Origin of the sequence: Clostridium moutaii, assembly GCF_041205085.1 — a bacterium.
Lineage (GTDB): Bacteria > Bacillota > Clostridia > Clostridiales > Clostridiaceae > Clostridium_B > Clostridium_B moutaii.
In genome coordinates this window covers 12477-36812 of sequence record NZ_JBGEWD010000021.1, presented here as the reverse complement: position 1 = coordinate 36812, position 24336 = coordinate 12477, and the positions used below count along the sequence as shown (strand labels likewise).

35 protein-coding genes are annotated in these 24336 nt (G+C 32.6%); 1 reads left to right on the top strand and 34 read right to left on the bottom strand.

The annotated features are described in order from the left end of the window. Window positions 1–18: 18 nt before the first annotated feature. Complete coding sequence (locus tag AB8U03_RS15750) at window positions 19–3357, bottom strand: phage tail length tape measure family protein (protein WP_369705511.1); 3339 nt, start codon at window positions 3355–3357, stop codon at window positions 19–21. A 51-nt stretch (window positions 3358–3408) separates the two neighbouring features. Beyond that, entirely contained in the window at window positions 3409–3960 is a 552-nt protein-coding gene (locus AB8U03_RS15745; protein ID WP_369705510.1) for an SHOCT domain-containing protein, read from the bottom strand. A gap of 114 nt (window positions 3961–4074) precedes the next feature. Here AB8U03_RS15745 and AB8U03_RS15740 point away from each other — a divergent pair, with 114 nt between their 5' ends. Next, the gene (locus AB8U03_RS15740; protein WP_369705509.1) at window positions 4075–5073 is read left to right on the top strand and encodes a hypothetical protein; all 999 of its coding nucleotides are present in this window, start codon (window positions 4075–4077) and stop codon (window positions 5071–5073) included. Here the strand turns inward: AB8U03_RS15740 and AB8U03_RS15735 are convergent. The 32 genes from AB8U03_RS15735 to AB8U03_RS15580 form a co-directional block, all read right to left on the bottom strand. Continuing rightward, window positions 5070–5315 carry a hypothetical protein gene (locus AB8U03_RS15735; protein WP_369705508.1) on the bottom strand — a complete coding sequence of 82 codons (246 nt, stop codon included), beginning with the start codon at window positions 5313–5315 and terminating at the stop codon, window positions 5070–5072. The two genes, AB8U03_RS15740 and AB8U03_RS15735, sit on opposite strands and share 4 nt — an antisense overlap. Window positions 5316–5342: 27 nt before the next feature. Further along, window positions 5343–5855, bottom strand: a complete 513-nt coding sequence (locus AB8U03_RS15730) for a hypothetical protein (protein WP_369705507.1) — start codon at window positions 5853–5855, stop codon at window positions 5343–5345. A gap of 11 nt (window positions 5856–5866) precedes the next feature. Then, complete coding sequence (locus tag AB8U03_RS15725; RefSeq protein ID WP_369705506.1) at window positions 5867–5989, bottom strand: hypothetical protein; 123 nt, start codon at window positions 5987–5989, stop codon at window positions 5867–5869. A gap of 47 nt (window positions 5990–6036) precedes the next feature. Then, window positions 6037–6447: a hypothetical protein gene (locus AB8U03_RS15720; protein ID WP_369705505.1), complete on the bottom strand. Its 411-nt coding sequence runs from the start codon at window positions 6445–6447 to the stop codon at window positions 6037–6039. A gap of 17 nt (window positions 6448–6464) precedes the next feature. Further along, window positions 6465–6887, bottom strand: coding sequence for a phage tail tube protein (locus AB8U03_RS15715; protein ID WP_369705504.1), 423 nt, complete (start codon window positions 6885–6887; stop codon window positions 6465–6467). 74 nt (window positions 6888–6961) lie between these two features. After that, a complete protein-coding gene (locus AB8U03_RS15710; RefSeq protein ID WP_369705503.1) occupies window positions 6962–8080 on the bottom strand; it encodes a phage tail sheath C-terminal domain-containing protein in 1119 nt (372 codons plus the stop codon). Between the two features lie 9 nt (window positions 8081–8089). Beyond that, on the bottom strand, window positions 8090–8554 hold the full coding sequence (locus AB8U03_RS15705; RefSeq protein WP_369705502.1) for a phage tail terminator family protein: 465 nt from the start codon (window positions 8552–8554) through the stop codon (window positions 8090–8092). 8 nt (window positions 8555–8562) lie between these two features. Continuing rightward, a complete protein-coding gene (locus tag AB8U03_RS15700) occupies window positions 8563–9042 on the bottom strand; it encodes an HK97 gp10 family phage protein (RefSeq protein WP_369705501.1) in 480 nt (159 codons plus the stop codon). An 18-nt stretch (window positions 9043–9060) separates the two neighbouring features. After that, window positions 9061–9444 (bottom strand): head-tail adaptor protein, encoded by a 384-nt coding sequence (locus AB8U03_RS15695; protein WP_369705500.1) that lies wholly within the window; start codon window positions 9442–9444, stop codon window positions 9061–9063. Between the two features lie 122 nt (window positions 9445–9566). After that, complete coding sequence (locus AB8U03_RS15690; protein ID WP_369705499.1) at window positions 9567–10214, bottom strand: head-tail connector protein; 648 nt, start codon at window positions 10212–10214, stop codon at window positions 9567–9569. Window positions 10215–10252: 38 nt separating this feature from the next. Beyond that, window positions 10253–10675, bottom strand: a complete 423-nt coding sequence (locus tag AB8U03_RS15685) for a hypothetical protein (RefSeq protein ID WP_369705498.1) — start codon at window positions 10673–10675, stop codon at window positions 10253–10255. Window positions 10676–10687: 12 nt separating this feature from the next. Next, entirely contained in the window at window positions 10688–11971 is a 1284-nt protein-coding gene (locus AB8U03_RS15680) for a phage major capsid protein (protein ID WP_369705497.1), read from the bottom strand. Between the two features lie 41 nt (window positions 11972–12012). Next, window positions 12013–12888: a head maturation protease, ClpP-related gene (locus tag AB8U03_RS15675; RefSeq protein ID WP_369705496.1), complete on the bottom strand. Its 876-nt coding sequence runs from the start codon at window positions 12886–12888 to the stop codon at window positions 12013–12015. Between the two features lie 18 nt (window positions 12889–12906). Then, complete coding sequence (locus AB8U03_RS15670; protein WP_369705495.1) at window positions 12907–14169, bottom strand: phage portal protein; 1263 nt, start codon at window positions 14167–14169, stop codon at window positions 12907–12909. An 85-nt stretch (window positions 14170–14254) separates the two neighbouring features. Further along, on the bottom strand, window positions 14255–14518 hold the full coding sequence (locus tag AB8U03_RS15665; RefSeq protein WP_369705494.1) for a hypothetical protein: 264 nt from the start codon (window positions 14516–14518) through the stop codon (window positions 14255–14257). A gap of 17 nt (window positions 14519–14535) precedes the next feature. Further along, complete coding sequence (locus AB8U03_RS15660; protein ID WP_369705493.1) at window positions 14536–16260, bottom strand: terminase large subunit; 1725 nt, start codon at window positions 16258–16260, stop codon at window positions 14536–14538. After that, window positions 16257–16814, bottom strand: coding sequence for a P27 family phage terminase small subunit (locus AB8U03_RS15655; RefSeq protein ID WP_369705492.1), 558 nt, complete (start codon window positions 16812–16814; stop codon window positions 16257–16259). Before AB8U03_RS15655 ends, AB8U03_RS15660 begins: the two co-directional genes overlap by 4 nt. A 265-nt stretch (window positions 16815–17079) precedes the next feature. Continuing rightward, on the bottom strand, window positions 17080–17451 hold the full coding sequence (locus tag AB8U03_RS15650; RefSeq protein WP_369705491.1) for an HNH endonuclease signature motif containing protein: 372 nt from the start codon (window positions 17449–17451) through the stop codon (window positions 17080–17082). 17 nt (window positions 17452–17468) lie between these two features. Further along, window positions 17469–17726: a hypothetical protein gene (locus AB8U03_RS15645; RefSeq protein ID WP_369705490.1), complete on the bottom strand. Its 258-nt coding sequence runs from the start codon at window positions 17724–17726 to the stop codon at window positions 17469–17471. A gap of 62 nt (window positions 17727–17788) precedes the next feature. Then, entirely contained in the window at window positions 17789–17989 is a 201-nt protein-coding gene (locus AB8U03_RS15640; protein ID WP_369705489.1) for a Com family DNA-binding transcriptional regulator, read from the bottom strand. A gap of 81 nt (window positions 17990–18070) precedes the next feature. Beyond that, window positions 18071–18304 carry a hypothetical protein gene (locus AB8U03_RS15635; RefSeq protein WP_369705488.1) on the bottom strand — a complete coding sequence of 78 codons (234 nt, stop codon included), beginning with the start codon at window positions 18302–18304 and terminating at the stop codon, window positions 18071–18073. Between the two features lie 9 nt (window positions 18305–18313). Next, entirely contained in the window at window positions 18314–18565 is a 252-nt protein-coding gene (locus tag AB8U03_RS15630) for a hypothetical protein (protein WP_369705487.1), read from the bottom strand. A 43-nt stretch (window positions 18566–18608) separates the two neighbouring features. Beyond that, complete coding sequence (locus AB8U03_RS15625) at window positions 18609–19310, bottom strand: phage antirepressor N-terminal domain-containing protein (protein WP_369705486.1); 702 nt, start codon at window positions 19308–19310, stop codon at window positions 18609–18611. A gap of 510 nt (window positions 19311–19820) precedes the next feature. Beyond that, window positions 19821–20495 (bottom strand): endonuclease domain-containing protein, encoded by a 675-nt coding sequence (locus tag AB8U03_RS15620; RefSeq protein ID WP_369705485.1) that lies wholly within the window; start codon window positions 20493–20495, stop codon window positions 19821–19823. A gap of 192 nt (window positions 20496–20687) precedes the next feature. Further along, window positions 20688–21344 carry a hypothetical protein gene (locus AB8U03_RS15615; RefSeq protein WP_369705484.1) on the bottom strand — a complete coding sequence of 219 codons (657 nt, stop codon included), beginning with the start codon at window positions 21342–21344 and terminating at the stop codon, window positions 20688–20690. Window positions 21345–21358: 14 nt separating this feature from the next. Next, window positions 21359–21955, bottom strand: coding sequence for a hypothetical protein (locus AB8U03_RS15610; protein WP_369705483.1), 597 nt, complete (start codon window positions 21953–21955; stop codon window positions 21359–21361). 106 nt (window positions 21956–22061) lie between these two features. Further along, window positions 22062–22589 (bottom strand): hypothetical protein, encoded by a 528-nt coding sequence (locus tag AB8U03_RS15605; RefSeq protein ID WP_369705482.1) that lies wholly within the window; start codon window positions 22587–22589, stop codon window positions 22062–22064. A 90-nt stretch (window positions 22590–22679) separates the two neighbouring features. After that, complete coding sequence (locus AB8U03_RS15600; protein ID WP_369705481.1) at window positions 22680–22832, bottom strand: hypothetical protein; 153 nt, start codon at window positions 22830–22832, stop codon at window positions 22680–22682. Window positions 22833–22842: 10 nt separating this feature from the next. Next, window positions 22843–23196, bottom strand: coding sequence for a hypothetical protein (locus AB8U03_RS15595; protein WP_369705480.1), 354 nt, complete (start codon window positions 23194–23196; stop codon window positions 22843–22845). A 13-nt stretch (window positions 23197–23209) separates the two neighbouring features. Continuing rightward, window positions 23210–23728 (bottom strand): hypothetical protein, encoded by a 519-nt coding sequence (locus AB8U03_RS15590; protein WP_369705479.1) that lies wholly within the window; start codon window positions 23726–23728, stop codon window positions 23210–23212. Continuing rightward, a complete protein-coding gene (locus AB8U03_RS15585; protein ID WP_369705478.1) occupies window positions 23729–23881 on the bottom strand; it encodes a hypothetical protein in 153 nt (50 codons plus the stop codon). Next, on the bottom strand, window positions 23881–24324 hold the full coding sequence (locus AB8U03_RS15580; RefSeq protein ID WP_369705477.1) for a hypothetical protein: 444 nt from the start codon (window positions 24322–24324) through the stop codon (window positions 23881–23883). The genes AB8U03_RS15585 and AB8U03_RS15580 overlap by 1 nt, the downstream gene beginning before the upstream one ends. Window positions 24325–24336: the final 12 nt, after the last annotated feature.

Below are 24336 nucleotides of genomic sequence, written 5' to 3'. Positions count from 1 at the left end.
AGTTATTAGCCACCCCTTTTACATGTTATTTAATTCTATAAGCACCTTATTGCCTATATATTCTCCCATTTCTTCTGCATATTCTTTATTTCCAATCATATTACCTTGTACTGTAACGAAAACAGAGATTTGGGGATTACCATTGTCGCCTAATATAGCTTTAGTTTGTGTATTATTTAAAACTTTTTCTCCACCCTGGAATCTCCTAAATTGTCTTCCTACAATTAATTCCATACCATTTTCAGCCACTTGTGCAACTCCAGGGCTGGCACTACTAGTTCCAAGTGCATATCCTTTATACCCACCACCTCTAAGTTGAGATACTATTCCAGGTACATTCGATATACTTCCATAAGTACCTATCATATATCGTATAGATGCTGCTGCATTTGCAATAGGGTTATATATATTACCTAATCCCTGAATTGCATATCTATTAAAACTGCTGTCTATCATCTGCATTAAGCCCTTGCTTGGGTGCCCTGCCTTTGCGTTACTGTCCCAAAGGTTTATGGCTGTAGGGTTACCACCTGATTCATTCATTGCTATATTCTCAAGCATGGGTAAGAAGCTCATAGGCGTTCCTGTAATGGCCATAGCCGCTGTCAACCAATTTGCAACATTGCCGGATGCAGAACCAGCACTGGAAGTCATACTTCCAATCCAATTCTTTATAAATCCTCCCATGTCTTTACTGTTCAATCCATTCACAAATCCTTGTACTATATAATTCCCTAACTTAAAAAACACCCTCGAAGGAGAGTGTATTCCGAACCCAGTTTTAAAGGCATCTATAATTTTTGCTGTTAAAGTTTTTACTACAGACAATATATTACTCTGTGCTTCACTATTTCCTATACCTGCCGCAAGTTCGCTTACTACATTCATTCCTGTAGGTCTGCATGTATTCACGTAGGATTGTACTGTATTTGCCATTCCTGTAGTCATGCCTGTTGTAGATTTTAATATATTAGGAGTGGTATTTACTATTCCAGTACTCATGCCATTTACAAAATCAGGCATCCATTGTCCATATGTTGTCAGTGGCCCTTCGTCTGGTTTACTAAAATGCAATATTTTATGAATTGTATCTGCTATATGCTGTGCCCCTTTTTTTATTCCTTCTATTTTATCCTCTATACCTTGGACAAATCCCTGCACCATATCATGTGCCCAAGTTTTAAACTTAGTAGGTAAAGTAGAAAACCATGTAAATACAGCATTAACCTTTTCTCTAAACCATACATTTTTATTATATAAGACTACTAATGCACCAACTAAACTAAATATTATAGTTACTATCCTTACCAAGGGATTCATATTCATAACAAAATTTAGTGCCGCTTGTGTCCCTGTTGCTATCTTTTGAGCCGCTGAAACTGCCAATGTTGCAGTCTTAAGTATTACAATTCGTGCTGCGTTAATTGCTGCAATCGCACCTTGTTTAACTATCCCGCCCGTAAAGGCAGCAATTGAGCCAACTGCTCTCCAACCGGCCGCTGCATAACTAACTATAGATTTTACCAAGCTGCCCATTATTTTTGCCCCAGTTATTCCAGCCTGCAATCCTGCTTTTGCCATACTAGCTATAAAACTTCCTGTAATTTTCCCAGCTGCTATTACTGCTTGAACACCACTTTTTATTAAATTTCCTGTGAAGCTAATCGCAACCTTTCCGCCAGCTATAGCTGCCTGTGTGCCTGCCTTTATAGTATTGGCAATAAATGAACCTGCAATTTTACCTCCCGCTATAGCTGCTTGAGTTCCACTTTTAATTAATGCTGGCCCGAAGATAGTCCCCAATATAATAGCTGTATTTCTTATAGCTGCTTGATGATTTTTCAATACACCAAGGAAGTCATTAATTTTAGAATTTATTGTATTATAAGCACTGTTTATTGTATTTTTTATAGAGGTAAATGTATTGCTAAAAAACTGTTTTATAGGTATCCAATTCTTAATTATTAAATATGCTGCCCCTGCTATTAGTGCTATACCACCAACTATTGCCATAGCTTGAAAATTTGCAGGATTAAATTTTAATCCACCTATTGCTTTTTGAGCGATACTAATTGCTCGTCTTGCATCCATAAAAGATCTAACTAATTTAGACATAGAATTTATGGCACCTACTACTTTAAAAGTTGCAAAGGTGCCTATTAATGTGATAAGTGCTATTCTAACTAATCCAATATGATTCTTTAAATAATCCAATATATCTCTCAAACCATATAACGGCCCTGTTACAAGAGTTGTTATTGTTTTACCTAATCCTTGTGTAGAAGTCCCAAATTTAGGTATTAATTGGCTAGCAATGCTTCCAATGTCTTTAATAATCCCCCCTACTATAGGTGAAGATTGTTTAACTATATTTGCTAATGTTTTTGATATGCTGGGTAAATATTTCTGGGCAACAGATACTCCCTTTGGTATTTCTTCACCAAGCCAACTAGTTAATTTGTAAAAATACGGTATTGTTGTAGTCATTATCACTGAACCTAATCCAGAAAACGTATTTTTTATTATTGCTAATTGCCCGGGAATTGTTTTTGCCGCGGCTTCTGCACTCCCGCCGAATTCTTTATTTAATTCTTGCAACATAAGTTTCTGTGCGCCCACAGTATTACCTGCGGTTTGCATTGATTTTATCATTTTTTTCTGACTATCTGAGAATGTTACACCTGCACGGGTCAATTTTGAAAGACCATCAGCAGGGGAATTCAAAGCTTTACCTAACTGCATCACATTAGAATTGAGATTTGTTCCCATTTTAGTACTCATGTTTTCAGCAGCCCTTATTGTATCTGGAAAAGTTTGTTTCCCTATTTTAGTAAATGTAAGTAATAAATTTTCCGCTCCAATTACTGTACCTTTAGAATATGTTGTTACTCTACTTTGTGCTGCTGCTAAATCTAGTAATTGCTTTTGCGTTAATCCAGCTGCTCCACCCGTAGATTTTAAAACTGCACTCATTTGAGCTGTAGCTTTCTGAGCTGCTTGAGCATTTGCAACCATTGTCTTTAAACTTAACCCGCCAGCTAATCCTAACCCAAAACTTATAGCACTACTTGCCATATTTTTAAATGTCCCAGTTATACCAGAGCCAAAAGTTTTTACCTGGTTATGGAGATGCGACATTTGATCAGCATAATTTCTAACAGCTCTGGTTCCATCTTTATCTAACGCCTTCGTTATTGCTGTAGCTTTTTCTGTTATTTTTGAGAACCCTAATGTGCTTCTTGCACATGCCTCCATTGGATTGCTCCAATGGTTTACCAAATTCAAAACTGTTGATATTTGTTTCGCCATTTTATCACTTCCAATTATTTTTTTTGCAAAAGAAAAAGCCCATAGCATAAAGCTATAAGCTCTAAAAATTTTTCTATTTGCTTATTTAAATAATCTCAATTACATTTTTGCTAATAGTTCACTTTTCTTTTTATTGAATTCTTCTTCTGTCAATATCCCTTGTGTTTTTAGATCTGCTAATTTTTTAATTTGCTCAGGAATATCTACAATATTATTTGTAGGACTATTATTAGAATTAAATTCATGTGCTTTATTTAATATATAAGAACTAGCCTCCCTAAATTTATTTGCCATTTCTTTTCCTGCTACGCTAATGCAATTCTGTGCTTGATGTGGATCAGAATTTTTATCATGTGACCAATAATCTTTTTGGGTATTTTGCATACCTCCCGCACTTATTTCAAAATACCCAGTTGCTAGGTGATAATTAACATTAGCACCAGTAATATTCTTATATGGCATTTGAAATACCCCAAATCCAAATGTATGTCCAGTCATAAATCCCTTTTTAACTATATATACCTGGTTATCGGTACATATCAACCATTCTTTTTCAGCACCCTTCACCCATAATTCTATATCTTCATTTTTTAAATTAGCAGCTTCAAGAACATTCTCAGGTATTTCGTCTTTCTTCTTCTTCCCAAACATAGCTTATTCCCCCTTCTAATACTTATATAATACCAAAAGAGGGAAAAACTTTCCACTAAAAAGAGGGGCATTGCGTTTGAACATAGAATTATCATCTGAAAGGAGATGATATATATGATTAAGAGCTCAAAAGAGCTTAAATCTTTAATGTTTGATTTTCTACTGAGGATTCAAAAGGGCGAACAATTTTACGATATTATACCAGAAAAAGACAATCAAGACATCCTTGATGCTTTAAAATTATGCATTGATAAAAAATATTTATTAGGGGTTTCTTTAACATTTTCAGCAGATAACATACCCATGTTAAGCCGAACAGGCATCCCAAGATTGTCTGAAGAAGGCTTAAATTTTATAGAAAATTTTAATAAAGATCCAGATGCTTTATCTGATGTTAAAAACCGATTTGAATTCCTTTCAAATAAATTGCTGGAATCTACAGAGGAAACCTTTAATATAGATCTATATAATTTTAGGCATCTTTGTACATCTGAAAAAATATTAATAGACATCCTTGAACCTATATCAAAAATGGATTTTGACGGCAACGCATATTTTTTTAAAGAGTCAAATATAAAACCGGCAGGAACAGACCAATTTCTTAAAATTTCATATGACATTGTTTTAAACCATAAAACAAGTTATTTAGATATATGTTCTTATGCTAGTAAATTTTCTGATTCAGCAGTTAATGATTATAATGATTTATTTGAAATAGGCAAAAATAAAGTTTTTAGTATATTAATTGACTTTATTAATTCACAATTGTCTTTAAAATGCAATAATAATCAAAAAGGCTTTATCCAAAATCAAACTATCTATAATGTTAAGAACCCTCAAAATTCTATAATAGGCAATAGCAATAACGCAACTATTAATAACGGGATGTCCTTTGATGAAATTTCAAAATTGATTCAAGAACAAAACAATATCAATTTAAGTGATAAACAACAATTAATAGAACTTATTAACTGTATTAAAGATTTAACTGAGAATAACAAACCTATCCATAAAGGAGTTCTTAGCAAATTCGATGATGTTATTACAAAACATTGGGGCATAATTCAGCTAATTGGTACATCATTAATAGGATATCTAGGAAATTTGAATTAACAAATTTTATTAATAAATCCATCGACCAATAAATTATGAAACATACTGGTTAATATATTGACCGCATCGTCAATGTTCTTAAAAGGTATGTTAGTAACATCAAATTGCATTTTAATTAAACCGCCATTTAGTGGTAACCATGTTATAGCCCCTTCATTTATAAGCTCTTGTTTGGCTTTAAGACTATATAATTTTTCAAATGTGCTTGATGGTAATTTGGGTATGAGTTGCTCTTTATCCATTATTTACACTTCCTTTATAAATGAAATTTAATGGCTGTGATATGCAAATCTGCCCGATTTTTGAGAAGGCTCCTCAAGTTCTGTAGCCCCATTGGAGAGTCTATTGAATAAGGCTCTTCTTACAGTATATTCTCTGTCGCCTATAGCAGCAGATAACCTTATTCCAGTTAAACTTTCTAATGTTTTAAAATGTTCATAGAATGACATATTAGGGTCATTGCTGCATTTCTCATTGTATTTGCAGGTGTTACAAGCTTTTGTAGCATCTGCCTTTCGATTCACCTTATCATCTTCCCAGTAGTTGGTTAAATGCCATGCTATGCAAAACAAATCTATGTTTTCTTTCTCGGTAAGACTTTTATCCATTTTAATTACCTTCTTCTGCGGATTCACTTTAGAATCAACAGCTATTTTTAAACTAAGTATCGGTACTTTTTTTACTCCATTGTCGAGATTAAATTCTATTATATTTCTTATTTCATTACCATCTAAGTATACATTCCCGTCTTTAATTTCTAAAATCGGAAAATTTATATCCATATCTTATCCTCCTATTTTCCATCACCAAATAAAGCATTATAGAACTCATTTCTTTCCTTGTAATAGGCGTTTCTAGCTTCTATATAAAATATCTTTTCATATTCAGTAGCGTTTACAAGTTTATCAATATCCACACCCTTATTAATATAGAAGGCGACTGTATTAATCCAGTCGTCCTCCTCTATGAGTTTTTTATTTCTTCCTGTGCCTTCTCAACATCATATCCTGCCAATTTCATAAGTTTAGAAATAATTGTATCCTGTTCTGGTGCATCAAATAGTTTATCTACTAAACCAGTCGGCTCGCCCTTTACTTCATATGCATCCATTAATTTTTTATAATTAGATTTTACTATAGGGCAACAATTATATATATAACTATCTTGTGCCTTTAAAGCTTCTTCTTCATTTTTGCCCTGAATCTTATTAAATACCTTTTTTGTAAACTTTACTGGCGGCGTAACGAAAGTTACTAATCCACCCAAGCTTTTTACATTTACTTCTACTGTTTTTTCTTTTGCTTTATCCTTCTCTATCTTTGCGCTTATAAGATCTTCTAATGTTAACTTTTTAACCTGTTTATTCTCTGCCATTTTTTCATTCCTCCTAATTAAGATATTGCTTCCAATACGTCGTAATCTGTAAAAGTAAACGGGATTGCTTCCTGCGTCGATTTTTTCGTTTCATATTGAAAATCAAATTCAGTAATTTGAACACCGTGTATTGCAAGACGTTCAGTTTCCCCTGTCTGTTTATTAGTCATAGAGCCTATTATGTCAATATCGGGAAACACACCTGTTTTAAAGGCTCCACCTATAAGATTTAAGGCTCTGGAGTGCATTTTAAACAACGTAAGTGTGCCAGTACCCTTCCAGCCCATATATCTGTTGTGAGTTGCGTAATCCCCTGCAAGTTCTATAGCGTCATACACACCTTCTACTTTTATTTCCACTTTATTTCTTTCTTCTATTTCATCTCCATTGATCCAAAGATCTGCTTCTGTTCCAGAAAGAACTTTATTTGATATATCCAAAATAATCACTTCCTTATTCTAAAATTGGGTATAAAAAAAGAACAATCCGAAAATTGTCCTTATATTTAACCTATTTAATTGTGCATAGTAATACCAAAATTTAAGTTTGCTATTGCAAAGAGTATTTTTATATCAGCTTTTAAGTACATATCTCTTTTGTAGGTATATTGTTTTACTTGAGCATCTGTCATTGCACTCGCACCAGGTATATTATTAGCAACCAAAACAGCCCTTTGAGCGTCAACGTCTATATCAGATACATTATTATATTGATTGTCTAATACGTTTATAGTTTCAAGTCCGCCAAAATACTGATTTACTTCATTTATAAATAGCATTTGGTTATCTAAATTATTTTTAAGTACGCCTATATATCCAGCTTTAAAAGCTTTTCCTATATCATCTTGTATCATATCCTCTGCTTCCACTATCTCGATGTATGATTCGTCATTTTCAGTACCAATAGGTTCTCCTTCCGGTGCATCTGTCAAGCTGTTTATACCAACGCCTATCTTAACTTCTGCATCATCATTAATAAGTATCAATTGTCCGGCATTTATGGCAGTATTTACGTCTACGGGTTCCGTAACGCTAGTAAGATTACTTAAAAGTATATAAGTAGTACCTTTCATTACATTTGCTCCTGCCAGATATCCTATAAGAGTTGGAATTGCCTTATCTCCTGTTTGTGTCACTCGGTTATCTTTGAAGGTTACATTAGTATTTCCCAACACAACAATCCCTTTATCATTTGGTGGTGTTGTAGGGCTAAATACGGCACATTTAAAGTTTTTCTTATTGGCTCTCTGCGCTTTCACGAATGTAACCAAAGCGTCTTGATCTGCTTGTGTTGAAGTTTCTTCTATAGTTCCTATCCATCCTATCTCTAAGCCTTTTATAATATTCAAAGCATCTGTAAATAAACCACCCGTAGCATCTATTCTAACTACGGTAACCTTATTGGGCTTTCCTAAAAAACAATCACTTATATAAGTATAATTATCAGCTGTATATAATGTCTTATCTGCGTCTAAATCCGGTTGCTGTTCATACACCTTGGTAGTAAATGTTTTATCAGTATCATCTTTTACAATCAATATTACATTGCCACGTTCACTTCTTTGTATAAAAGAAGCAACTAACTGTTTAAATGTAATATTAATAACAGGTAAATTTATAGCCAAGTTCATCATTCCTTTCTATCAATTTGTTTTAACATCAGTGTTTACATTTAAGTTTTCCAAAGGTTCTGAGGTATCAGTATCCTCAATTGCCTGTACTGCATATAAGTAAAATTGCAATTGTAACACACCATCTACGATTACAAAATCAAGTCCGCTGTCCTGGCCATCTTGCTGAAAAGTAGGCATAAAAAAAGAAGGATTAACCCATAATCCTTCTAAAAATATGTTTTCTAATTGATCTTGTATATTTAAATTTTCAACTTCATTGTTATATCTATCTTTTGGGAAATAATAAATTCTAATACTTATAGATTTATCTCTTAGTTTAGTATTTATTTTACTTGCACTATTTTTATCCAATTCTACGTAGAAGCAAGGTCTAGTATACCCCTCTGTTATATCTGTACTCTGTATAGTAACATCTGTAAAGTTTTGAGCTAGTAAATCATTTATAGCCGTTATTATATCTTTTATTCCAATCATAATATCACCTACAGACCATGTTTATTTATCATATCGTCAACAAAGGATTCACAATTGTTGTAATATTTACTCATAAAATCCTCATATGCTCTTAAAAATGGATGGAAACCTGGTACAAAATCGCTTTCTATGTCTTTACCGTTTTTATCTTTACCATATTTTGCAGTGAGATATTTTCCACCTTTTTCATTTTTTATTTTATGACCATATTCCAATAAATGAGCATGTGGAGATGAATTATAAGCTCTACAAGATAACTGCCCATGATAAGTATAGACTTTACCAGATTTAAAGCCTTTATAATAGTTCCCTGTCTTTTCCATTATGCCAAGTTCCTTAGCTTTGTTTCTAGTTGCTGTTGTTAGTTGATTGGCATTTTTCTTTAAGAAAGTTTTAGATTCTCTTGGAAGTTCTTCATTTGCCAAAGATAACATATCTTTTACAAAACTATCTAATTCTTCTAGCCCGCTAAAGCCGGTTTCGGCCATACAATCACCGCCTCTATATTATTCTAAGCTTTCAACACAATAAATTTCTAAAGTCTCATGTTTATAAAACGGGTCAAGAATATAGGATATATCAAACCTGTGTCCAACTTTTAAAGTTTGATCATTTAAATATGCCTCTCTATCAGTATCATTTGTAAAATACATAAGCCACATATCATCTACTATATTTTTCCCTGAATTATATCTGATAATTATTTTGTGAGTTACATTGGCAAGTAAAGTATCTGCATTTTTTTGCTTAGCCAGGCTACCCGTTTGTGGTACTATACTTGCCCATATTGTTTTTATCTTACTATTTTTAAAACTTTTAGCATGTACTTCATTCTGAAATGGGATTTTTCCCCAAACTTCTATTTTTTTATTAAATTGCCCTGCGTTCAAAATATCACCATCTTTTATATTGGTACATTTTTGTTCCCGCCAAATTTAGCTTTTGACAACATATTAAACATTCAGACATGTAATTGTACCTTTGGAATTGTGGTAGCCTTATTTGCTAAATACTATAATTTATAAATTTTATCTACACTTAATAAAGCACTAACTGTAAATCCTATTTCTTTTGTTACATCCACACTTCTTAAATCGGTTATTACTGCTCTTGTGTCATACCAGTGGCTTATTAATAACAACATGGCTTGCTTAATCCTTTTAGGAATTTTTGAGCTATCATCACCATAGCCACAAGTAAAATTAATTACTATGGGGTCTAATGGCCACAATGGAACAGTAGGAAATACGCACGCATATGGTGGACATATCTTTCCTATAATTCCTCTTGTGCTCACTATATAATCTGTGTTTTCCGCCAATGATTTTACATTACCGTATAGATCTTTATAAGTGATGCTATTAATAGATTGCAAATTGCCTTTTGGTATTTCGATTATGTCACTTTCTTCATTGTCATTAAGAGTATCGGTATTATCAAAAGGGAATTCCTGTAAAGCTAACTCCCATGTTTGTGTTATATAAGCTCTGTGTTGATAGTCTTCACACCATTCTCTGGCAACAGTAATAAGTGAACTAATATAAGCATCTTCCTGTGTATCTGCTATATCATCAGTTCTTAAATAATTTTTTACTTCATCAAGTGATAAAGGTTCAATTACTGGTGGTGTAATTAATGTTAAATTATATTCTTTATTCACAAAATCACAACCTTAAAAAGGCGGTTATTCCGCCTTAATTATGCCTCAACCGGTTCATAAGTTGTATCTTCAATTAACTCTGCAGCTATAAAATTTGCTAAATTGCTTGTGCCATACGCTAATCCTAGAGTTTTACCTTGTGGAATTTGGCCTGGTAAAACAGAAAAATCAACTATAAAAACCCCACTATCATCCGATACTGTATGCTCATGCCCATTTGATGTTTGTCTTACTCCATTTATATATATAGGCACGTCTTCAAAGTCTGCCGCATTTGTTCCTATTGCATCATCTGAATATTTAAGGCTTAATGGTAAATCTGCCACATTTCCCATATTTACAATTGCTCTAACCGTTAGATATTGAGTACCAGGAGTTGGTGCTAAATATCCTCCTGCTCCTGCTGCTGTTCCTTGTGGTGCTAAAAGCACTCTATTTCTATATTCCTCTGTTTCAAACATTTAAATTCCTCCTTATCTATTTGCCAATGTAACGAATGGGCTTAATTCAAAATTGCCCTTATATGGAGTTATAGGCTTGTTCCTGTATGGTGCTCCATTGAATCTGTAAATAAATCTAAATAATTGTTCATCGTATAAAAATCTTACATGTATAGATACATCTGCAGACGGTGCGCTCTTGTCAATTCCTACGTATTGGGTAGGATCTGTAAGGATAAAATCTCCCTTTGTGCCTAAAGCAGCACATTGCTCTATAGAAATAACTGGCGCACCTTTTAAGGTGCCTTTTTGTTGATATTCAAGTGCTAACGGATGAATTGTACCACCAGTACCTACATTAAGAGCCATTTCAGTTAGCTGAGTATCTACTTCTTGGTTCATATACCAAACTGCATTTTTTCTTAACCTTGCCGGCATCCTTAACCACATTTTATTTATGTTCGCTGGCACAATAGTTCCTGCAGTTTGGCTGCTTTCTTTTGGCACGGTTACTAAAGCAGGTGAATTTAGTATACCAAGTGGTTTCCCAACACCATCACCATTTATAATTGCATCATCAACTTTGAATGACATTTCTTCTGCGTACGCTTGTTTGATTATTGCGTTCAACGCTGTTGAATCTGCTAATAATTCATCTGTTGCGTAACAGAGTGCTATTAATTTTTCAAGTTTTAATTCAAATTCTCTAAATTTAGGCTTTGAACTAGCAACAGTACCAGCTTCGGCAGCCCAATAAGCTTGAACACCACCCCAACGGCTTCCATCTGCTCTGCTTGTTTCATCCACAGCCGGTGTAGTTAATTTATTTGTGTTTGCACCTATTGGTATCTTCCTTATTCTATTTGCGACCTGAGTTTCAGCATCCATTGTAGACATCAAATCTGCTATAAAATCTGATTCAAGCAAAAATCCACCTTCGGCTGCGACTCCTTCATTTGCTCCACTTGCTGAATTATGAAAAGTTAGACGATTATCGAATTTTCCACCTGGCTTTGATGCTACTGCAACAGCCTGGAGAAATTCTCCCATACCACCTTTCCACTTCTTCTCATCGTGATCTATAGGTTGAGCATATACAGGCTCATTTGCAGGCTTTTTTGCTGCTACTTGAGCTTTTGCTTGTGCCTTTTCATCTTCAATTATCTGTTCTTGGGCTTCGATTTTAGCTTTTGTAGCCTTAATTTCATCCAATTTTGCGTCAATATCCTCTGCTGTAGCATCATCTTTTGCTATTAAAGCCTTAGATTCTGCCTGTAAATTTGTCAGTTTATCCTGTAATTCTTTTAATTTATCCATGTTTTGCCTCCAATTTTCTATTTTTTTGCATAAAAATAGGCCTAGATTTCAATTTCTAAGGCTAATTTTGCTTTTAACTGTTCAATTTTCTTATCATTTTTAGGTTGTTCAGGCTCTTTTGGTGGATCTTTTAACCTATTTTCAACTTCATCAAGCTTACTAGTAATATCATCTAATTTTTTCAGTATGTTTTTATCGTCATTTTGTATATCCTTAGGTGGTTCAGGCTCTTTTGGCTCTTGTTTAATAAGATTCTCTGGCACATTCTTATACCTACTGAAAAATTCACTATTTGTACAAGCTGCAACATTGGCATTTTCTTCAACTTGAATATTGAAATATTGTGCTGCTTCTTTTCCAGTCATCCATGTCTCATTGTCCATAAGTCCCTGAATTGTATTAATATTTACACCATCTTTTAAATTTTCTTGATAGACAGCTAGAATTGATTTATTGCAAGTATCCAAATCGTCAGCCAGCTTCCTCATATCATTTGCATTGCCTATACAAATACTCCATGGATTATGAACCATAAATTGTGCTGTAGATGGAATTATTATTGTGTCACCTGCCAATGCTATTACACTCGCTATACTCGCAGCCAGACCATCAACATGAACAGTTTTATTGGCTGTATTTCTTTTTAACATATTATAAATAGCAAGCCCACCAAATACATCACCACCGCCGCTATTTATATATATGTCAAGATTTTTAGTTCCTTCAAGCTGGCTTAAAAAGTCTTGCACATCCTGAGGACACATGTCTTCGGATTGCCAAGCATCCCAACTAGAACCAACTATATCTCCGTAGAAATAAAGTTCAGGGTTTGGAGTATCTTGATTCTTTATTTGCATTTTACCAACATTCTTTATTTTGCCAGTTTTATCTTTCCTGGTAAATTCATATACTTTCACATTTTCACCGCCTTTCAATTAAGCTGTTTTATCTTTATTAGAAATCATATTATAAATAGCCTCTGTCATAGCTTTTAACTGATCTTGTGTCTGCACTTTGCCAGCTTCGCCCATATTTAGAGGTTGTAGGTAAATATTTCCGTTTTCTATTGGGGGCATATTCTCAAGCCTTTTTATATCATTTACACTTAGCCAGCCCCATTGTCTGCCTTGTGCATAATATGTCGCTCTACTTGCTATATCGCCTCTCAGCAGGACATCTGCCTTAAATTCAACATAATAGCCTGCCATCCTTTCCTCTGGAGTTAATAATTGCATATTCATATTGTCTTCCCAGCGTTTAAACCATGGAAGCATAGTATACATTATAAATTCAAGACTTTGCTGTTCAATATTATTATTAGTAGATCTATCTAATTTATTTACAAGATGCTGTGGCACCCTATAAATACGACATATATCTTCAATTTGAAAATATTTGCTTTCTAAGAGTTGTGCATCAACAGGTTTAATCTGAAATGGTTGAAATTCTAGACCATCTTCAAGTATCATTGGAGTACCTGTATTTTTTAGCCCTGCATAATTAGTTTTTAACTCCTTTTTTAACCTTTGGAACGCTTCTTCTTGCAATACTCCTGGACTTTTAAAAGCTCCTGTGGAGTTAGCACCATTTTTGTAGAAATTTACTCCAAATTGTTCATATGATAGTCCTAATCTTATAGCTGCTGCTGCATATTCAATTGGCGAAAGTCCTACTATACCATCTAAACTTATACCTGGTATATGAAATATTTCTTCTCTTCTAAAATCATGTTGATCTACCCTATAAATTAGTTTTTTAGTTGCATCATCTCTATGGATATAAACTCGATTATAGTTATAAGGATATAGCCCTACTAAATCTCCTCTTTGATTTACAAGTCTTTGGCATACTATATTACCCCCAAGATTTAGAGAAGTCATGCAAAACTCTTTAAAATTAAATGGTGCCATTTCTTCATTGGGTGCATTATGCAAAATATCATAAATAGCTAAATCATTTCTTATTTCCCTTTCATCGTCAGATTTTTTTCTATATAGCATAATAGGTGTATTTGCTAAAGTCTCAGCTAAAACTCTTACGCACCCAAATACAGCACTATATTTCATTGCCGTAGTCTGGTCAACGTTAAAATTATCTGCTGTATTATCTAAGTCATTGCCTGTCAAGAAATCTGAAATTTTCTCTTGAAAAGTTTTCCCAAATATCACTCTAGCAACTGTTTTTTGAAATACATTCAATATCTCACCACCTTTCAAGGTAAAATAAAAAAGCCTTGTTTATAAGACTTTGCCCAATTATCTTTAACTTTTTCCCTAAAATTCTTTATACTTTTTCCCAAGCTATATTTTCTATTTCACTTTTATCATCAGTATGAATACGAGCAATATATCCGGGTGGCATTTCATTATCTTTTAATAAATCAAAATGCTTAGAATATCCCTTGTAAATTAAAGTATCCGTAATAAAATCATTGTCTACGTCCACTACCAAAACATCTTTTAATAGTTCGTTTATGGCCTCAGGATTATTTATAATAAGATCTCTAGTTACTTTGAAAATACCTCTTCTTTTTAATAAATCACTCATTATTCTAATATTCCTCCTTATAATAAACTTCTCATACCACGTTTCTCATATATAGATGTGCCTTCGTCTGGGTTTATAATAATCATTCTGGAATGTGCATTTATCATTGCTGCTGCAGGGTCAATTCTCATAGTACTTTTTTCTTTATCAAGCATTATATTTTCGTTCGCATCTTCTTTTGTTACTGCATTTCTTAGTGCCATTTCTAACACAGGATTATTATCATGAATTATATTGCCTGCATATACTTCATCTCTAAAGCTTTTAGTACCTTCCCCAAGGCTTCTTATACCTTGCCTCATTTCAACCATTGTATAACCATCATTCTCCATCATTATGGAAAACTGTGTAGCGTTCCAAGGATCATATACTATTTCCCTGTATCTCCATCTATATTTTTGGTACATTTCTTCATAATATTTTTTAACAAAAGAATAATCAACTACACTTCCAGGTGTTAAAGTAATCCAGCCTTGCTCCGCCCATACATCATATGGCATTTTATCTTTTATTACTTTTTCTTGCAAACGCTCTTTAGGCAAAAAACTATGACTTAATACTGCATGTTTTCCATTATCAAGTTTAAATTCAAAACCTGTAGACGTTAAGTCGTTTTTAATTGATAAGTCGACTCCTGATATACATTCCATATCCAACAAATTATTATAATTAAAGTTGCCTACACCACAAGCTTTCCATTTATCCATCTCCATATATCCACTTGCCCTTTTATCAATCCAAACATCCATGTTTTTCGTAAGGAAGTTTTTCATTTTTTCTGGAACGTCTAAGGCTGTTTTTAACTCACCCCTTAAATAGTTAAGACCAGTTTCATTTTCTGCTACAATAGGATTTGCCTTTAGCCACACTTTTTCATCTTTTATATCATCAATTAATTTTCCGCCTTTATCTTTATCTAATTCATTTATCATTACGAAATATTCATCGTTCTCGATTGGGCTATCCGGATTTAATATATTGCTAACGTATTTATACTCTACTCTATAACAAGGATGATTTAATTCAAATCCTGCAGTAGTAATAATCATCATTAATGGTTGAACTCTAGCACCCATACCAGAAACTATTATATCGTACATTTCACTAGTTGGATGAGCGTGGTATTCGTCTATTATTCCACATTGTGGGTTAAATCCATCACCTGTTTTGCCATCTTCTTTACTTAAATATGTCATATATGAATCTGATTTAAGATGAGTTATTTGACCATTGGCTATTTTATTTTTACCTTTTAAAAATTCACACTTTTTAACTTGTAGCCTTGCTTCATTCCAAACCACTTTAGCCTGTTTAGTTTTCGTTGCAGCACAGTATACCTCTGAAGCACCTTCATCATCTGCAAAGGTTTCATAGGTACCAACGCACGCCTCGCTTTGAGACTTTGCATTTTTTCTTCCTACTTGCCAGTATGATTTTTTAAATCTTCTATATCCTGTTTTTACATTTACCCATCCATATATATTGCCAAAAACAAACTTTTGGATAATATGGGGCTGTATAAATTGTCCTTGTAGTGGTCCTTTAGTATGTTTAAAAAAGGTCATCCACTCTAAAAATCTATTAGCCCTATCTTCATTAAAGATATAAGGAAATTCTTTAGTGTTTTCTCTCTCTAAATCATTTAAAAATCTTTGACATGCCCACTTATGTTTTACACAAGCTATTATTTTACCTTCTACTATGTCATTACTATATTGTATTAATTCATCTCTTAGGCTCATACATTACCAAATCTTTTATCAAATTCAGTCTTAGGCTTTTCAGATGTCTTTTTAGGTATATTTTTAACTTTTGCCAAAGGATTAAGAAATAATCTATCCTCCATCTTTATGAGCATATCCATTTTTTTATTTATTGCTGTTTCTAATCTTAAAACCGCTTCTGCTGAAACCATATCTTTTAATTGTTTTTTTATTCTTCTATCAAATTCCTCTGAATTGTCAATATAATCTTCTACACCGTCACTGTCTTCCTCTACTATAGAGCTGATTCTTTTCATCCTCTGCAGTAAGTTAATATATTCGGAATGTGTCATACAATATCTAGCCAATAAACCAGTATCACCGCTAGAAACAAAGTCAACTTCCTTATATATTTTAGTGATTTCCTTCCATTTTTTATATGCATTTACATCATTTTTTATATAATTGGGGCATATTAATTTATGATTTCCAAGTTTAAGTTCTGAATCTTTTCTTTGTTTAATCTCAGCTTTAGTCAAGTGTTTCTTGCCTTGAGCCAGTAATAATTCTATAGGTTTTGCATTTCTACCCATGACCTACACCTCCAAAAATTTCATAAAGGGAATTTCTCACGAAGAACTAGCCCCATACGGTCTTACGTGAAAAGGTCCCAAGGATTTTCTATCCCCCTACCCATATTCCAATGTTATATTCTAACATATAACCCAATATCCATGAAACATATACTAATTAATATTAATATTTCAAAATTGATTTTTTATTTTTTAAAATATTATTTTTTATTTTAACTTTATCTAATTATTATTTTGTAATTTAACAATCATTTATTTAATAGTGTTACTCTCCTCTTGCTGTCTTCTTATCGTGATGTATCTTGCATAATGATTGCCAGTTACTGACATCCCAGAACAACTTCATGTCGCCTCTGTGTGGTTTAATATGGTCTACCACTGTGGCAGGAGTAACCTTATCTTCCTTCATACACTCAACACATAAAGGATGATTGGTTAAATAAGTCTTCCTTGCCTTATTCCATCTTGTATTGTATCCTCGCTTACTTGCACTCTTTCTATTCTTATCTGATTCATTCCATCTTTCTTTCTTCTTTTCTTCATAGATATGTCTATGGTTATCACAATATCCTGTCAGGTCTCTTGTTAACTTGGGACATCCTAGCTTTCTACATGGTCTTAATGGTCTATTGGGCATTACTTATCACCTACCTTTTAATACTGTCTTGTAGGTTTAGGTGGTTTACTTCCTTGAGGTGGGTCACTATTAATATATCTAATGCCATGGCTATTAGATATCTCAACTCCTACACAAGACGTACTTATCATTTGAGTTGGTATATATTGCTCTGTCTTCTCCATATTCATTACTAAATCATAGAAATACTTTATTCCTTTTCTAAACCCATTATTCTTTTCCTTACTCCAATCTGGGTTGTCTTTATTAGAGTAGTATTCAATTTCATCTTTCAATACTTTCTTTATTGCTCAGTAATAACATCTAAAATAAATCCAAATATAGCTTTCATATCTCCTTACCTCGTTTCCCTTAATGCTCCGTTAACTCTCTTGTAACTCCTGGGCTTCATCAATTCTTCAACATCCTCTTTATTTATATCAGTAGGTTTTATACTGTATTTGTTCATAGTGTCACATCTTGGACATTTTATTTCTGCATCTGCTGTACCATCTATTTTCCCTAAAAGCTTACCGCATTTAGTACATCTTAACTTCATATTCTCACTTCCTCTACATAAAAATAGAGCCTATATTATAGACTTTTGTATCTATAATATAGGCTCTCTAAGGTGCTCTTATTATTTAATTAATTTGGCTATCTTTTTAGCTTCTTTCTCTATAAAATCCTGTAAATCAGTAGGTAAAATAAATTCCCCATATGTTTGTATATTATATGGTTTTATTACGTTCTTTCCATTTTGCGTTACTTTTAATTTAAACTCAATTGATGTTATAAGTTGCTGGGTTCCAGATGAACCTATGTATGCAACGTCTTCTTTATTTTCTTTATAGTTCAAAACTTCATATTTCATATGTATCTCCTATAATTTAGGTAACTCCTTTATACCGCCATCTTTATACATTATATATCCTTTAGCAACTCCGTGCCCACAGCATGCATTTATAACTCCTGGAATATATCCTAAACAAGCATCATATCCTTTTTTAGTAGGCATTTTACCACATTTAGGGCAAGGTCTATTCTCTTTATCTATAGAAGTTCCATCTTCATATAGCCATTGTTTATTTCTGTAATATATTAAATTACCATTATTATAACTTGTAATAGTCATACGTACCTCCATATAAAAAATAAGTACCAGGTTATCTGGTACTCTAAGCTATTTTCTTTATGTATTTTTGATTCAATATATCCTTAATTTCATCATATCCCATACCTAATGAAATTAATCCTGTTATGATATTCTCAAGTTCCTGAACTTCCTTCAATTCATCAAAATTAAGATAATCTCGCAAGCTTTTTCTTTTTGGTACTTTTCTTTCCTCTCTTAACTGTCCTGCTGTTTTATTAAACAATATCTTATAAATTAATTTTGTATAATTTGGATATGCAAACTTTTTATGCGGGCTATCTGGTATTTTATCTTTTATTGTATCTGTTAACATATTTCTTACTATTTTTCCAGCTTCACGTTGTAATAGATAATGTCCATTATATTGTCTTTCCCTTATAAAAGCTTGAGCTAATATATCTTTTGCTTTTAGTTTGAACTCTTTTAGCTTGGATCTTACTTCTTTTCTGCACATAGATGCTTTTATTCCTATTAAGAAAAATGGTAAATAATCAATATCCATCATATTTGTTTCCTGGTTTCCACTAATTGAAGGTATGGTCATTTTAACCATCCCCTCCGGAAGTACATCATCTCTGCCAATTCTTTTTAATTGGCTAGAATAATCAATCCCTAATCCACCACATATACTTTTAATCCCAACAAATATTTTTTTATCTTTAGTCTTACATGCTAACATATCTATAGTTTCAAAATTTACATTTTTAATTATCAAATCATTCATTGTTAATCCCTCTCATGATTTTATATACTTCAGGAGCAGCCGGAGCATACCCGGCTATTCGTCTCCCCTGGGAAGGTGGCAGGTGTTCTCCTGCAAACCTAAAAAGCTTGTTCTATTTAATATATAACCGTTTTAGCTTGTCTTTAATCATTAATTTTAATATTTTATTGCATACAAAAGGCACCCAGTTAAACCAGGCGCCTTTCAAGATATATATTTAAAATTTATATTGTAAATATATAATATCAAAACCTAACAACACTTTCAAGAAATTATCCATAAAAATAAGACACCTAGAATTTAATCTAAGTGTCTTTATAAGGGGATATATTAAATAGCCGTTTCCTTTGTTCCTTAGGCAGGTGGCTAACCTGGTCTTATAGTTTCGCATTGTTAAGAGGCTATATAAGCTCATTTGGGGCTGTATATTATTATGCCCTACAGCCACAGGCAATGGAAGATTAACTAAATTGTTACGCTTTACTATCTGTAGTCCCTAATACTATAATATCAAACACAATGTTCATTAAACCCCTTAGGCAATTGGCCATTGTGTGATAGTCTATAATGTTTTCTCATGTTATTTACCTTAGTAATTGCAGTTGTTAATTTGTTTATATTTTTATTTATATATTTATCTTTTATTCTTATAACTTCCCATTCTGGTCCCAAGTTTAAAAGTATTATACTGTCTCTTATTTTTTCTTTTTCTATAGTCAACTCATTGTGGAATAATTCTCCATCAACCTCTAAAACAATTTTTTGTTCTGGTAATACAAAATCTACAATATATTTATTTATTTTAACTTGATGATTAAACTTTATCTTTCTTTTATATAATTCTATACCAACCATTATCTCTTCTGTGCTTTGGAACCAATTAGGTGTTGGCAAAAGTTCCTTTATTTTTTCTATAGCATGTCCATATTGCTTAATATTGTTCTTTTGCCTCTTTATCCTTTTAATAGCATTTTCTAATTTTTTACGCTTTAGTTCAGTACTTATTAATCTTGTTTTATTAGCTTCTTTCTCTTTGCATTCCTTGCATCTATAATTTGTATTAGAATGATATACTCTTGTATTAACAGGTTTGCCACATATATAACATCTAGCTCGGTATATATTATCCCCATATCGATCCTTGAACATAGATATATTGTCTTTTATAGCTTCCTGATAACCCATTATAACACCGCCTTTGTGCTAATACCTAAATTAAAATAAATGAGAAATACATTAGGCGTATGTACTTTCGGGCGCTACCCTATCCCATTTAATTTTCTCATTAGTATTATTATATCTCATTTTGACAATATTTTAATAAGTAGTTCATAAGCACTTAATAACCTCTTCATAAGCTGAATTTTTTATATTTTATTAATCTTTTTCAATTATAAGTAATTGAGCCATAAGTTTATTTTCTTCTGCACTATGTGTCTTTTTATACTGTATATAATAATTCTCTTTTGGCAGGCAATCTAATTCCTCTATTAAATAAGTATGCTCCATATACTCTTTAAAACTCCATGGTAAAAACCAGGTTTCATGCTTTGTAATAAGTTCAAAAAACTTTCTTATTGGTTTTTTAGATAGGAGCCAATAATTTGTTAAAATATCTTTTGCATCATCCAGCCCCTTTATGAATACAAATGCCATGGATGGATCCAAACTTAAGTCTACATATCCCTCATATTTTTCGGAAAAATAATATTGTGGCTCTACCTTTTCCATTTCTCCAACTACTATATATTTTTGTGCATCTCCAAGTCGTTCCTCTGTCCATGACAATACAAGATTATCCTCTGCTTCTAAGTCGTATTTTTTTATATCGGTATATGTGCATCCTACTCCTTCAGTTATTTTTCTTACTCCTATAGGAGATAATATTGTAGATTGCCTATCTCCAAGCCTCGCAAAATCTTTTCCTTCTATAAGATTATAACTTTTACTATCTAGTCTTTTTTGCAGAGTCTTAATAAATATACCTGTTTCCTCTGCCACTTGTCTGAGCGTCTTAACGTCCTTTAATTGCATAATTAATTCCTCCTCTAAAATTCTCTTATTATTTCAATCTGGTTTTTAGGTAGCCAGATACGAGTAGATGTATATACTGCTTTCTCTGTTTCCTTTTCTATCTTACAAACAGTTTCTTCTCTTATTAATTTTTTTGCTGCTAACCATTTTGGCATTTTGATTAAAACTAAATTTTTCTTATCTTCTATAAAAATACCTTCCATTTTTGGTCCTACCATAAATAAGATATTATGGAGTATTACATATAGCTGCTTAGGAGCTTTTCCTTTGCTTACTGCGTATCTTGCAATTTCCATGGCTTTATTAAGCCCTTCCTTTAAGGTTATATATTGCTCAAAATCTTCTTCTTTAAATAAATTTTTATTTTCTTGTAGTATTTTTAATCTTCTCTTTTTTATATCCGGTTTAGCTGGGTTGGTAATTTCATCTATACCTTTTTCTATAAAGTTAATGATAATTTCTATTTTACCCATTTTCCCTTCTTCCTTATTGGAAAGGAGATATTTTAAACTCAATCCAAACTGAAACTGGTAATTTACCTCCGGATATTCTGATTTAATCTCTTTTGTTAACTTATGTGCCTTTCTTATTAATTCTCCATTAAATTTCATCTTTTATATCCCCTTTCCTTTCTATATTTATATTATATATCCACGTGGATACTATGTCAATACTTTTTTGAACTTTTTAAAAAAATAAAAGAGCATAGAAATTAATCTATACTCTACTAACCATTATCCAATCTTCCCAATTTAATATATTCCTTAGTAATTTATTTTTTCTCTCTGTAGCTGCGGGTTGACTTATCCCGTATTTGAACCCCATCTGCCAGTCCGTTTTCCCGTACCCATAAAATTTTTCTTTTAGAAACTCTTTGTCTCCATCTCTCAGGTCTTTTATATTATCCTCTATAATAATGTTATCTTCCTGTATCTGCATAATCCTATCTTCTATATCTGCTACCTGCTGTTGTTTATAAGCTTTATTCTTTATTAGCTTATCTGTTATGCTATACAATGTTTTCTCTGCAAAACTATATCCTGTAGGGCTTGTTTGCACCCTTTCCTCATATCCAATTTGAATAGATTCTTCCGGCAAACTGTAATCTATGTGTCCTAATTTATAATCTATCTGCGAAATCTGACTTTTAAGTACCTCTAGCCTTTTATTAAGAGCCTGCAACCTTTTTTCTCTGTTGAAATAATTATATAATTTTTGTTCCATTTCTTTTAATTTGGTGTCCATATCACACCTCCTTATTATACTTATAATAGAACATATATAACATCTACTATATAGTTTAGCATATATTGTTTTGAATATTAAGAATGTACACTATTTCGTGGCTATTTTAACGTCTATGGCATATCTTAATTTCTTATTTAACTTTTTTATTTTTGTAATTTTTTCTTCATATTCTTTTATGTTCCCTTCGTTTATTTTAATCCAATCTCTTATTTCTTGTATTGTCATTTCCGATAAATCCATACATACCCCCTCACTTTTCTATATTAGTTTGCACTCTAAGAATACTTTGCATGGCGCTTAATTCATTACTAAGGGCATTTAATTTATCTCTTGAAGCTTTATATACCTCTTGTGCCAAATCTCTTTTAAATTTCAAATTAACCACATTTTCACTACCTCTGGCAACATCATTTATGATAGAAACTGGCATTCTCTGAGTTTTTAATTCTACAATTTTAATAGATAGAGCCATTCTGTAATCCCTTTCAGCTTGTGCATACTCCTTTGCCTTTTGTACTATTATATCCACGCCACTATTTAACCTTTTGGCAGTAGTCCATATAGCATTAGTTACTTCTATAGTTTCTATTGGTTTTATACTCATTTAATCGCCTTCCTTATTTGTTATAAATTTCATTTGCATTTTCAGTTACTAAATACTTATCAAAATAAGTAACCCCAACTGCATAGGCTTGCCATATATCTTTTTTAAACCCATAGAACCACCCTTTTTCTTTTTTAGTTCCTTTACCATGGTTTCGTACTCCATATGCAAATCTATCTACCAAAGCCTGGGTTATAGTGCTATCATTAGCTTTCATGCTATGGCATAGATCCATTTTCTCGTCTTTTCTGTATATAAAAGTTGGAGTATATCCAAATCTATCTGCATGTTGAAAAAATCTTCCTATCCAAACGCAGGTGTCAAATACTTCTCTGCCAACAGCCATTCCATAACTTGCTACCATTTCTATTGCTATTTTTATCTCATGTTTTTCTAAATCTTCTGATAAATAGTCATACATAATATCAAGAAGTTCTTTATTCCCAACTTTGCCTTTATCATTTACGCTTAGATTATTTTCCAATAAAACAAATGCGCTTTCTTCATTGCCTGGATCAATAGCTAAAATCATCTATCCATCATCCTCACTTTCTGCATCCGGACCTTCTCCATAATCTTCTGCACACTGTTTGGAATTAGGAAACAAATACATGCACTGGTCTCCTGATACACTACAGTCATATCTTCCTGTATCTTCATCAAATGTTGCACACTTACAACTCATTACTCTTCATCCTCCTTTATATACCATTTACCATGTTCTACTATTTCTTTAATTTCTTTTAAGGTAAGGCAATCACCCATTTTCTGCAATAAGTCATCAGCATATTGGTACTCCCACCTGTCAAGCATTTTATGTTCTACTCTTATTGGCTTACATTTTGTCATAGCTTCCATAAAACTTACTGGCTCTTGGACTTCTTCCCATTCTTCTTCAAGAAACTCTTCAAGTTGTAGTGGAGTATCCATATCTTTTACATTTATAAAATTCATTCCACTTCCCACCCAAAAGAAGCACTTAGACTGGTCACTGTTGTAAATACCATCTTTTGTATGGTCGGTTCCTTGAGTAATTATTCTTCCTGTCTTAGCATTCTTAAAATCATGCTTAAATATCTTTCCGTTGTATACTGCATTAAGTAAATCTATAGTTCTATATGTTTTCATTTAATTAATCCT